12 protein-coding genes are annotated in these 11,845 nt (G+C 43.5%); 8 read left to right on the forward strand and 4 right to left on the reverse strand.

Going from position 1 to position 11,845, the window contains the following annotated elements:
* Positions 1 to 16 precede the first annotated feature (16 nt).
* The 6 genes from D8877_RS02065 to D8877_RS02090 all read left to right on the forward strand — a co-directional run bounded on the left by D8877_RS02065 (position 17) and on the right by D8877_RS02090 (position 5,052).
* Positions 17 to 769 carry an ABC transporter permease gene (locus tag D8877_RS02065; RefSeq protein ID WP_125352271.1) on the forward strand — a complete coding sequence of 251 codons (753 nt, stop codon included), beginning with the start codon at positions 17 to 19 and terminating at the stop codon, positions 767 to 769.
* 37 nt (positions 770 to 806) lie between these two features.
* Entirely contained in the window at positions 807 to 1,499 is a 693-nt protein-coding gene (locus D8877_RS02070; protein WP_125352273.1) for an ABC transporter permease, read from the forward strand.
* 144 nt (positions 1,500 to 1,643) lie between these two features.
* Positions 1,644 to 2,552, forward strand: a complete 909-nt coding sequence (locus D8877_RS02075) for an ATP-binding cassette domain-containing protein (RefSeq protein ID WP_125352275.1) — start codon at positions 1,644 to 1,646, stop codon at positions 2,550 to 2,552.
* Positions 2,553 to 2,563: 11 nt separating this feature from the next.
* Entirely contained in the window at positions 2,564 to 3,259 is a 696-nt protein-coding gene (locus D8877_RS02080; RefSeq protein ID WP_002910624.1) for an ABC transporter permease, read from the forward strand.
* Between the two features lie 145 nt (positions 3,260 to 3,404).
* The gene (locus D8877_RS02085) at positions 3,405 to 4,337 is read left to right on the forward strand and encodes an ABC transporter ATP-binding protein (protein WP_002910625.1); all 933 of its coding nucleotides are present in this window, start codon (positions 3,405 to 3,407) and stop codon (positions 4,335 to 4,337) included.
* Entirely contained in the window at positions 4,330 to 5,052 is a 723-nt protein-coding gene (locus D8877_RS02090) for a lantibiotic ABC transporter permease (protein WP_125352277.1), read from the forward strand. The genes D8877_RS02085 and D8877_RS02090 overlap by 8 nt, the downstream gene beginning before the upstream one ends.
* A gap of 88 nt (positions 5,053 to 5,140) precedes the next feature.
* Here D8877_RS02090 and relB read toward each other — a convergent pair whose 3' ends face one another.
* From relB to D8877_RS02110, 4 genes are all read right to left on the reverse strand, one after another.
* Entirely contained in the window at positions 5,141 to 5,758 is a 618-nt protein-coding gene (gene relB / locus D8877_RS02095) for a type II toxin-antitoxin system RelB family anti-toxin (protein ID WP_125352279.1), read from the reverse strand.
* Positions 5,759 to 5,867: 109 nt separating this feature from the next.
* A complete protein-coding gene (locus D8877_RS02100) occupies positions 5,868 to 6,698 on the reverse strand; it encodes a CPBP family intramembrane glutamic endopeptidase (protein ID WP_125336395.1) in 831 nt (276 codons plus the stop codon).
* 455 nt (positions 6,699 to 7,153) lie between these two features.
* Positions 7,154 to 8,029, reverse strand: coding sequence for a sensor histidine kinase (locus tag D8877_RS02105; RefSeq protein ID WP_125352281.1), 876 nt, complete (start codon positions 8,027 to 8,029; stop codon positions 7,154 to 7,156).
* 1 nt (position 8,030) lies between these two features.
* A complete protein-coding gene (locus D8877_RS02110; RefSeq protein WP_004188707.1) occupies positions 8,031 to 8,711 on the reverse strand; it encodes a response regulator transcription factor in 681 nt (226 codons plus the stop codon).
* Positions 8,712 to 9,138: 427 nt separating this feature from the next.
* Here D8877_RS02110 and D8877_RS02120 point away from each other — a divergent pair, with 427 nt between their 5' ends.
* Both D8877_RS02120 and D8877_RS02125 read left to right on the forward strand, forming a co-directional pair.
* Complete coding sequence (locus D8877_RS02120; RefSeq protein WP_125341086.1) at positions 9,139 to 9,951, forward strand: CPBP family intramembrane glutamic endopeptidase; 813 nt, start codon at positions 9,139 to 9,141, stop codon at positions 9,949 to 9,951.
* A 101-nt stretch (positions 9,952 to 10,052) separates the two neighbouring features.
* On the forward strand, positions 10,053 to 11,834 hold the full coding sequence (locus D8877_RS02125) for a serine hydrolase domain-containing protein (protein WP_125341088.1): 1,782 nt from the start codon (positions 10,053 to 10,055) through the stop codon (positions 11,832 to 11,834).
* The last annotated feature ends 11 nt before the right edge of the window (positions 11,835 to 11,845 follow it).

An 11,845-nucleotide genomic window follows, 5' to 3' on the forward strand; every position in this document is an offset into this window, starting at 1 on the left:
CAAAGGGAGGCTTATCATGATGGATTTCATTCGAGCCGATTTTTACCGGCTCATGCGTTCAAAAGGCTTTTGGATTACTGAGTTTTTCTGTGTGATTTTATCAGCAACCTTCTTCCAGGCAAATATTCATTTTGGAGCAAATATCTCCAGAAATGAGGCTGCTAGTCAATCTCTAGGAAAACTAACCGGCCTTCAAGCTCTGGACTATTTTGCAGGCAAAACAGACAGTCTGCTCTTTTTCACCATCATTGGTATCGGTATGGTCCTTGGAGTGGACCTGTCTCGGAAACTTTATAAAAACTGTCTGAGCTACGGCATCTCTAAGCTCAGCTATTATTTTTCTAAGTTCTTTGTTTGTGTTAGCATCGCAGCCTTTCACTTCCTGCTGATTTTATCTATCTCCTTTGTGACTGCTAGTCTGTCCAACGGAATTGGAAGTGCCCCCAGCTCTTTTTTGCCTCAGCTAGGAGCTGCTCTCTTCGTTCAATTTCTCAGCACGATTACATGGATTGCCATCATTTCTTTTGTGCTCTATGCCAGCCACTCGATTATATCTAGCTTTCTGACCTATTTCCTTGGCGGTACTTTACTGACTATTCCCCTCATCTTTTATCCGGATAATGAATGGCTAATCTGTCTGACCCTGCGATTTAACACAAATATGGCAGCAGATGGCGGAGCTGTTATCAAGGCTATCCTGACAGTGGTAACGGTCACCCTGCTCTTTCTAGGTGGCGGGCTGATGGTTTTCAAAAAGAAAGATTTATAAAAAGCAGGAACAATCTTAATCATTCAGAGGAGATTTCATGTTACATACTATTCAGGCGGAACTCTATCAGCTTGTCCGCTCCAAACCTTTTTGGCTAATAGAAGGGCTGCTCTTTTTTCTCATTTTCATCAGCTCTCTTGGTGAAAGCAACTTTAATTTTTATATCTCTACGTCTTCTGATCCAGAAGAAATAGTCATCCAAGGTTGGACAGGATTTGAAGCTCTCGGGCAGCTTGCTAAAGATTTCCTGCCCTTTGTCATGATTACTGTCCTTGTGCTCATTATCTTTCTGTTAGGTCGTGACCTGACTAGAAAATTATACAACAATATATTAGCTGGCGGGGTTTCTCGGAAAGAATTTTACTTATCCAAAATAGCTCTTCTTGTCATAATTATCATCTTTCAACTAATAACAGCTTTTGCTGTAGCCTTTATCTTTGGAAGCCTCTTCCATGGACTTGGGACTATGCCAAAGAACTTTTTCTGGAGCTTTTCCTTATCTTTCTTTCGCTCCTTTCTCTTTATTATGACCTGCAGTTCCGTAGTTACCTGTCTCCTCTACCTGACCCGCTCCACCCTGGTCAGCTATCTCGTCTTTTTCGCCCTGATTATGCTTCAGTCTAGCCTCGTCATCGTTTTCCCTCAGATAAATTCTGAACTATTCTTACTCTTTATCCTAGCTGGTTCTCTCTTAGGTGGTTACCAAGCCTTTCAGCACAGAGACTTATAAATCTAAGCAGTCAGCCCTTTGGCTGCTTTTTTATTGATTTCGGGCTGGTTCTGCATTTCTTTAGAAATATTTTAGAATTTCTTGAGAAATATTTGAAGTCTAGCTTGTATACTAAAATCAAACCTAAGAAAGCGAGAATATACCATGCAAACTGTTTTAGAAGTAAAGCAAGTTACCAAACAATATGGCCAGCAATATGCCCTTGATCATGTGAGTCTTTCGATCCAGAAAGGCGATATTTATGGACTGATTGGCAAGAACGGAGCTGGCAAAACCACTCTTCTCAAGACCATTAGCCGGCTCATTCATGCCAACAGCGGAACCGTTTCTGTCTTTGGTTCGCAGAACTCTAAGGAATGGAATGAAGCCCTGCGCAAGATAGGTACTGTCATCGAAACACCAGTCGCTTACAATCAGATGACTGCTTATCAAAACCTCAACTACTACTGCAAGGTCCACCAGATTGCCCAGCCCGACCAGCTCATCAAGGAAACCCTGGCCTATGTCGGATTGAGCAATACTGGTAAAAAGAAATTCCGAAACTTTTCGCTAGGAATGAAGCAGCGCTTGGGGATCGCTATTGCACTTATCAGCAAGCCTGAACTCATGATTCTAGACGAGCCCATCAACGGCCTAGATCCTCTTGGCATCAAGGAATTTAGACTGATGATTCAGCGGCTCAACCAAGAATTGGGAATCACTTTTATCATTTCCAGCCACATCTTGTCCGAGCTTTATCTGGTAGCCACCAAGTTTGGAGTGATTGACCAAGGACGGCTTGTCGCAGAATTCACCAAAGATGACTTTGACCGAGCCAGTGAAGATTATATCGTCCTCAAGACCAGCGATAGAGAGCAGGCTGCCAATCTCATCCAAGGCAAGCTCCACTACCAGCTCAAGGATGCTGATAAGCCTGACGAACTGCACATTGTTGCCCAAGAACAGGAACTAAATGACATCAACAGGGAGTTGGTCCTATCCAACATTCATGTCAATGGTATCTATGCAGCTCACAAAGATTTAGAAAAATACTTTACAGATTTAGTCCAGTAAGGAGAAAAACCATGTTACATACTTTTCAAGCAGATTTTTACCGCTTCTTTCGTTCCAAGGCTGTTTGGATTACCGAATTCATCTTTCTACTGACGACCTTGAGCGCAGTCTTTGGCAAATTAAATGCCGTCCAGCTTATACAAGCGGTGTCCAACGCTATCGGTAATAATACTTTTATCATCATTATCCTCTCTATGGTCGTCATCGGGACAGATCTGAACAAGCAACTTTACAAGAATACATTAACCAGCGGCGTTTCCCGTACTAGTTTCTTCGTCTCTAAAGCCCTAGTCATGGTCTGCGTAACGTTCCTGCAGTTGACTCTCTATTATAGCATCAACTTTATCCTAGCAGCCATTCTAAACGGTATTGGTGATTTATCCGCCACCTTCCTGCTTCAGTTTATTCTTCTATTCTTTGTGCAGTGCCTGACTGTCATTGCTTGGACAGCTATTATCTCCTTTATTCTTTATCTGAGTAAATCTATGATTGCTGCCCTGGGAGGTTACCTTTTCTGCGCATCTTTAACCGGAGCTCTTGCTCAATTTTATCCAAAATCTCTATGGCTGCAGCATTTCACCATGAGCTTTGATTTTGAGACGCTTCAAAGTAGCGGTGTAACCTTAAGAATTGTTCTAATTGCCTTGGTTTTAGAAACAGTCTTCACCGCAGCAAGTCTTTATACTTTCCACAAAAAGGATTTATAGTAAACAATGAGCTGGTTCTCGACTGGCTCATTTTAATCTTTTCAATTTTAAATTTCTTTAGAAATATTTTAGAATTTCTTGAGAAATATTTGAAATTTAGTTTGTATACTAAAAGTATAAACAAAGTAATTAAAGGAGAAACATCATGCAAAATGTTTTAGAAGTGAAAGGACTCACTAAAAAATACGGTGATCAATATGCTCTGAAAGATGTCAGTCTTTCCATCAAGAAAGGAGAGATCTACGGTCTCATCGGAAAAAACGGTGCTGGTAAGACCACTCTGATCAAAATCATCACTCAAGTCATCTATCCTAGCGGAGGGACCGTATCTGTCCTGGGCTCTCAGAACCAACAAGAATGGACCAGAGCCCTCAGCCATACTGGATCTGTCATCGAATCCCCTGTAGCTCATGCCCACATGTCGGCCTATGAAAATCTGCGCTACTACTGTACCGATCGGGGCATTCCAAATGCTGACAAAGTCATCAAAGAAACCCTGCAATATGTCGGCCTGACCGATACTGGAAAGAAGAAATTCCGTAATTTCTCTCTGGGGATGAAACAGCGGTTGGGCATTGCCATTGCCATTTTGGGGCGTCCCGACTTGCTCATTCTGGATGAGCCCATAAATGGTTTAGATCCAGTTGGGATTCAGGAATTTAGAGAAATGGTCAAGCGCCTCAATCAAGAACTAGGCATCACCATCATCATTTCCAGCCATATCCTGTCCGAGCTTTATCTAGTAGCAACTCGCTTTGGCTTTATCAATCAAGGGCATTTCATCAAGGAGCTGTCTAAGGAAGAATTTAACCGAGAAAGCGGCGACTATATCATCCTCAAAACGGATAATATCAAGCAAGCTGCCCATTTAGTGCAAGACAAGCTCGGCTACCAGCTCAGACCGACCAACAAGGAAGATGAGCTGCATATTTCTGGTAAGGTACAAGAAATTCGCAAGATTGCCAAGGAACTAGTCCTAGCCGACATCCCAATCGGGGAAATCTACTACGCCCACAAAGACTTAGAAAAATACTTTACAGACTTAATCAACCAACAAGGAGGAAACACTCATGTTTAATAGTATCAAGGCGGATTACTACCGTCTCTTCCGCTCCGTAGGATTCTGGGGAGTGCAGGCTTTCTGCATCTTTGGAATTCTCCTCGCCATTTTCACTTCCAAAGTTGTCAGTTCCGACAACGGTATCTTTTTTGCCATAGATGTCGTCTCCTACAACAGCGGCATGCTCTTTATTGCCTGCAATGTCATGACTAGCTTGCTTCTCGGTGTTGATCTCAATGACAAACTTTATCACAATAACCTGACTACAGGCAAGACTCGGACCCAGTATTACTTCTCTAAAGCACTGGTTATCGGTAGCTTACTGCCTATGCAGTTCATACTGCTCTACATTTTAGGTATTGTCATCGAATTTGTCCGAACCGGCGGTAATATGGCAACCCTGCCAGCTAATTTCTGGGGACAATTCGCAATACTCTTTGTCATGCAGGTCATCTGTACCTATGCTTGGTACTGCATTACCAGCTTTGTCCTCTACTTGACTCGAAACTATAGTGTCGTCTTTATCACCTATATCATGACCTACATCTTACTCGGCCTCCCTAGTCAAATGGTTGATGCCAATAATGAATGGTTCAAGGCTATCAAGATGGAGTTCGTCTACGGAGACGCTTCAATACCAAGTGTCATCATCAAAACAGCTATCTTTGCTCTCAGTCTGATCACGGTCTTTAGCTTAGCAGGACTGGCTACACTGAAAAAGAGAGATTTGTAAAATAAAAACTCAGCTAATCACTAAATTAGCTGAGTTTTTTTGAGCGGATTTCACCCTTTCTGGTCTAGCCCTCTTTATCGGCTTTCTTTCACTGCTTCCAATCTTGCTTTTTCAAGAACAGACTGATGCAGACTCCTAGGATAAGGTAGAAAGTGACAAAGGTAAGACTGGCTGCCAGACTGGTCGGATATGGAAAGATCTTGCCCATAGGAAAAAGAATATTAGATAGAAATCCAAGGGGAACAAAGAGCAAGAATAAAATCAAGGCCAGCTTAACCTGAAAAGAAGGTCTTACCTCGGATAGATTGCGGCCCGTTCCCCACACCAGCAGCCCTACTCCCTGAACGATCAGCACCGGCGTTAGCAAGATACTGATCTTGAGAAAATCAGCTAGGATAATGGAGAGGATGATGCCCAGACCGATAAAGCCAAGAGAGAGCTGATAGCAAATATTGCTGGCTATTCTCCTGTGCTTGATTGACTGCTCTTCCTCTTTCTGTACTACAGGCTCAATTCCCTTGAGCAGATAGTCTGTGGTCACCGCAAAATAGTCACTCATGGAAATGATCTTATCCAAATCAGGCATACTCTGCTCGCTCTCCCACTTGGAAACTGCCTGTCTGGACACACCGAGTTGGTCGGCTAGCCCCTCCTGCGAAATGCCCCGCGCTTTCCGCAGGTACTGGATTCTGTCTGATAGATTCATGGATTGTTTTACCTATTCTTTCTTATTTTTTATACTTTCTTTCATTGACACTTATTATAGCACAAGGCGGAGAGACTGCAAAGTCTGATTGTCACCTCTTCATAAAATGCTAGACTTCTTCTTTAGATGGAAGAGCTTTTTCCTCCCTATCCGTCCGATACCAGAGATAGATACTATAAAGTGTCAGGAGAATCACACCTCCAAAGTAAAAGAAGGGATTAACTTGAGAGAAATCCAAATTGTTAGCTTGAGCTATTCCAACAAAAGTCGGGATGAGAGTGTTGGAGAGTGCATGAAAGATGTTACAAGCAAGGACAGACTGGGTCTTCTTATACAGAGCTGCAAGCCAAAAAGATAGAAGGATACTGAAAATGATAAAAACTGAGAACAGATCCTGGCTTCGATCATAAAAGCGATCGTAAAACCAGAGAGGGATATGCCAGATGGCCCAAATAATACCGGTCATCAAGGTAGAGACAAAGAAAGAAAACTTTTTCTCTAAGGCTGGCTGTAGGAAGCCGCGCCAGCCAAATTCTTCAATCCCGCCCGATAGGACAATACAATAGATAAAAAACCAAGGAAATCTTACTAAAGCGCCATCTACCAGCTTGCCGCCAGAAGCTAGAGCATAGAAGGCGGTCAGACCGCCACCATAGATTAGCAAGTAGAGCCAGGTCTCTTTCTTGCCTGAAAAGAGATAGGAGCAAATGGCCTTGAAGCCTTTCTTTTTCAGTACGATCAGGCTAGCCAGCATAGGCCCAAACATAGCAATACCATTTAGAATAGCTTCAAGAGCAAGATAGGCTGTAGGTGGACTGTCTGGCCAAAGTTTTTTGAGGATGATGTCCAGCAGCCAGAATCCCCATGTCCAGCCGAAGTTCCAAGCCAGAAACGGCAAAATTAGTTTTGGTTGTGGTTTGATAGTTGTTTCTGTATTCATGAGAATACCTCCTTATAATATAATTAAACTCAAGTTTTTAATCCAAATCTTCAAAGACAGCGACTCGTTCATTCCGAAATCAAAAACTTGGCTTCTGCTTTCAGATTAACAAAAAAACCAGTTGCCTTTCTAGCGACTGGACTTGGAATAAAGAAAAAATCTAGTTGCTTTTTGAGTGATTGAACTTGGAATCATTGTCAACTGTCAGTTGCAAGTCAGTTATATCAAGGGTTTAGAGCAGTTGGCTGATTTTTCACTTTGACTGTTAAAATGACCTCGCTGATATGACTTGCTTTTCAAATCACAAAACAAAAAGGCATCTTTATCATGCCTTTCTTCGACTTAATCTAAAAACAAACCTCCGCCAATTCAAAAATTAGCTTAGGTTTTTTGAGCGGATTTTGAGACTAGCTGATAGAGCTGAGCCTTCCTTATTTTGCTTTTTCAAGTCTTTTTTACAAAGTCACAGCTAGTTCAAACCAGTCGTCCTCGGCTTTCATTGTCAAGTCTCCGCCTAGGATTTCGACTAACTGCTGGGTGATGTAGAGCCCCAGCCCTGAAGACTCCTCGCTGCTGGATAGATTTTCTGAGTAAAAGCGATTGGTCAGCTTATCCAGATATTGGATAGGCTGCTGGACGATATTTTTGACGGTAAAGATACAGTGCTCGCCGTCTTTTTTCAGCGAAATGCTAGCGGCCTTACGACCGTGCTTGAGGACATTGCTTATCATATTTTGGACAATACGCTCAAGAATTTCTGGGTCTGTCTCTAACTCTAGACCTTCAGCTAACTCTACCTGCAAGTCAATCTGGGCTTTCTGGAAGGCGTCATAATAGGTAAAAAGCTGCTGGGTTACCAGCTGAGATATATCTGTCGGCTGGACATTGGCCCTTATGGCCCCCTCCATCAGCCGGCGGTACTCCATCAAGGCTTCCAGCCGTTTGGATACCATTCCCAGACTATCTGCAATTTTGATTAACTGCTGACTTTCCTGACTATCATCCTTCAGCAGCTGCTGGGTATAGCCGCTAGCAATGGTCAGAGGGGTGCGGATATCATGGGCAATATTACTGATAGCCATATCCAGCGTCTTCTTTTCCTGCTGGACAACAAAGGTCGTCTTATCTAGCTCCCGAAAGAGCAACTCTGCTTCCTCTGTCAACTCCAAAATACTGGGGGCATGAGCAGCAGGAGCCAGACGATTCTGGCTCCCTGTCTGTCGCTTCCGACGAATCTGCTGTGCCACATCCTTGACCGCCAGATGATAGCGTATGAAACCAATAGCCAGAAACAGACTGATAAGGGCAAATAAAATGACTAACACCAACATATCAGTCCTCCTTGAGCCGGACACCCAGTCCCCAAACAGTCTCTATGTATTCCTCTGTTGGGTCCAACTGAGCCAGTTTCTTACGTAGGTTGCTGAGGTGAGTATTCAGGGTATTATCCCCAGGCAGATAGCTCTCTTCCCAGACCTGCTCAAAGAGCTCTTCCTTGGTGTAGATCTTCTTGGGATGACGAAGCAAGAGCTGGAGGATATGATATTCTTTCTTGCTCAGACGGACGCTTTTCTCACCGCAGGCCGCCTCAAAGGTAGCCTTGAGCAGACGAATATTTTTAAAGGACTGGCCTTCTTCTTCGCCAGCCAAAGTCTGCTGGCTGCGCAGCTGCACGGTGATACGGGCAAAAACCTCATCCAGATTGAAAGGTTTGACGATATAATCATTAGCACCATTCAGCAGGTACTGGCTAACCAGCGCTTTCTCACCAAGGGCTGTCAGCATAACCACTGGCACCGTAGCATTGCTGCTGCGAATTTCCCTCAACACTTCATCGCCATTCTTCCCCGGCAGCATGATATCCAAAAGGACCAAATCAATCTCCTCCCGCTCAAACAGCGAAATGCCCTCTGTCCCCGAATAGGCAGAATAAACCGTGTGTTCCTTCTGAAAAAGTTCTTTTAGAATTTCATGAATATCACTATTGTCTTCGATGAGTAAAATATGAGCCATAAACACTCGCCTCCAGAAATTTCCTATCACTAGTGTAGCAAGGATAAGAGGCTAAGTCAATAAAAGATGGACTATTCGAAAAACTTTAGAAATATTTTAGAATTACTTGAAGGATATTTGAGAATCGGACTTTAAAATAGAAAGAAATAAGAAATGTATGTGCTATAAAAAGGAGGCTTAATATGTTTAAAATTTTTTGCAAAATCATTTTTAGAAGTATCACTTTCGCCCTTGAGGGCTAAAGAAAAAGGAGACTCGCATGAAAAAATTGATTTGACTGATTCTTTTATCAAGCTTAAGGTCAAGGATTTTTCAACAAGAGCTGAAGTGCAAATGCCGTCTTTTATACAGAGTACAGCTAAACGAAGCAAAAAATCAATGACCTTATCAGAGTACAAAAATCAAACCATTTAAAGGAGAAAATCCTATGACTAATAAAACAAGAATAGAACCACAACCAAAACTAGTCTGGCCGTTCCTAGCCTGGAACTTCGGCTGGACTTGGGGATTTATGTTGCTAGCTATCATTCTCAAAAATCTCTGGCCGGAAAATCCACCTATACTCTATCTGGCTCTGGAAGGCCTCCTAACGAGTTTCAGTATGTTCGGACCGGTGATAGCAAGCCTAATCGTGCTGAAAATAAAAGGCTTCAAAGCCATCTGTTCCTTTATCTTCTCAAGCAAGAAAGGGACTTGGCTCTATCTCCTATTCTTCAGTGGAGGTCTGGCTGTGACTTTTGCATTAGCTTCCGGAGGCAAGCTAGTAGACGGAGCTCTGCTTTCATTTATTGGATCCTTTATCTACCTTATGACCTTGGCTGGTGGCATGGAAGAGCCTGGCTGGCGAGGCTTTCTGCAGCCGGCTTTGGAAAAGAAGTTCTCTATGTTTATCGCCTCCTCGATAACCGGACTAGCTTGGGCTTGCTGGCATATTCCTCTCTGGTTTTATGACCGCTTTTATGATCGAAGTCAGGATCCCTTTCTAGTCTTTATCATTGTAAGTATAGTCCAGTCCATCTGGTTTGCTGCACTGCATAAGAAGACGAAATCTGTCCTTGCCTGTATGATTTTCCATGCCCTACTAGATATTCTGATAGCAACGTTTGTCGGCATCAACCTAGCTGATAAGTTTGATTTCTCTCAGGTTAACTCCCTCATTTACCTTGGCGGCTTGGGTATTCTGACCCTTTACAGTATTTATCTCTGGTATCGGGCGGATAAGGAAGAGAAAAACGCATGATAAAAAAATAAGAATAACCTAATTCTAAATTAAAAGGAGACTGCGCCGACTATCTGAACTCAGCTTATGTGAATACTTAAGTTGAACAGAAAGGAAATGCTATGAAAAAAACATTTATTCTAACGCTTCTAACGATTATAACTCTAGGACTCTTCCGGCCAATTACTGCATCGGCTGAGGAGTCTCAAAAGCTGCCATCTGGTATCGAACGTGACCTGATCAGCCAGAAAATCCAAGACTATGTCAAGGAACATGAAAAAACAACAGCTGGCATGGAAACTGCTATCTTTGACAAGAATGGTACCATTTATCAAGGCAACTTTGGATACATGGATAAGGAAAAAGGCATTAAGGCTGATGATGATAGCGTTTTTGAATGGGGCTCCGTAACCAAATTAACCATCTGGGTCTCTGTCATGCAGCTCTGGGAGCAAGGTAAGATTAACCTAGAAGAAGACATCCGCACCTATCTGCCAGAGGGCTTTCTTAAGAATCTCCGCTATGACAAACCTATCACCATGTTGGATCTGATGAGTCATCAGGCAGGATTCGATGAGGTAACCATGTACCTACAAGAAGATAAAAGTATCGAAGAAATCCTTAAAGAACAACAACCTATTCAGTCTTTTGAACCCGGTACAGTCACAGCTTATTCAAATTACGGTGCTGGCTTGGCTGCTCTGATTGTCGAGCGGATCTCTGGTCAGACTTTTGCCGACTATGCCCATGAGCATATTTTCCAACCACTGGGCATGGATAAAACGGCTATTTTGCCGGATCTATCAGACAATTCCTACGTTCAGAAAAAGCATCAAGAAACCAAAGGTTACGACACTAAAGGAAACTTACTGAGCAAGGACCATTTCATCACTAGCATCTATCCTATCGGAGCGGCTACTGGCACCTTGAAAGACTTGGAGAAGTTCGCCCAAGCCCTGCTGGCTCGCAAGACGCTCTTTGAGCGCCCAGAGACCTGGAACACCCTCTATACTGCCAGTTCCACCTATCCTGACACGGATATCATCCGCAATGCTCATGGCTTTTGGGCCAACGAATACGGTACTACTGTGTTAGGCCACGGCGGAAATACAGCTGGCGCTACTTCACGGATAATCTTGGACTTGGAACACGGTATCGGCTATGTCGTCATGACCAATCAAGGTACAGAGCAAAATTATAATTTCCAAATGCCAGAGCTCGTCTTTGGACCGCGCAAAACGGCCAGCAAGGAAACCAAAGAGCAGTTCAGTCCAGGCTATTATCGCACTCTGCGTAACTTTAATCAAGGGCCTCTGGCTATCTTTAAAATGATTCCAGCCTCCGCAGACTACTTACAGGAACCATCTGACGATCAGCGATTGCCAAACAACTTCTGGACCATTTATCAGAGCCAAGGCAAGACCCGTATCGCAGTGGCTGTCGCAGACTATGAGAAAGTCTCTGACTTTGATTTCTTTAAAGACTATGTTGTTCTAGGCTTTGCCGGACTTGGTATCATCTACGCCCTCGGCCTGCTCATCATCAGCCCGCTTCTAGGAGTCTATCGGCTTATCTTTCGCAAGAAACAAGACCAGCCAGACCGCACTTGGAAGGTCTGGAACCTCCTAACAGCTGTTGGTATTTTGGCTGTCCCAATCAATCTCTTTCTGCTATTCATGTCAGCAACTTCAGGAGATTTCAGCGAAATCGCTCAGTGGCGCTACATGCTCTTTGCTGCTTTGGGACTCCTGCTAACCGCAGCCGCTCTGTTACCTCTCTTCAGAAAGTCCAGAGAAAAGCTCAGCAAAGGCCGCCTCTTCCTGACGGCCATGACTAGTCTATCTGCCTTAGCAGTGACCGCTAATATCCTCTATTGGTCCCTCTATCAGTGGTGGGTATTCTAATATGAAAGGAG

This window comes from Streptococcus sanguinis (genome assembly GCF_003943735.1).
Classification (GTDB): Bacteria; Bacillota; Bacilli; order Lactobacillales; family Streptococcaceae; genus Streptococcus; species Streptococcus sanguinis_E.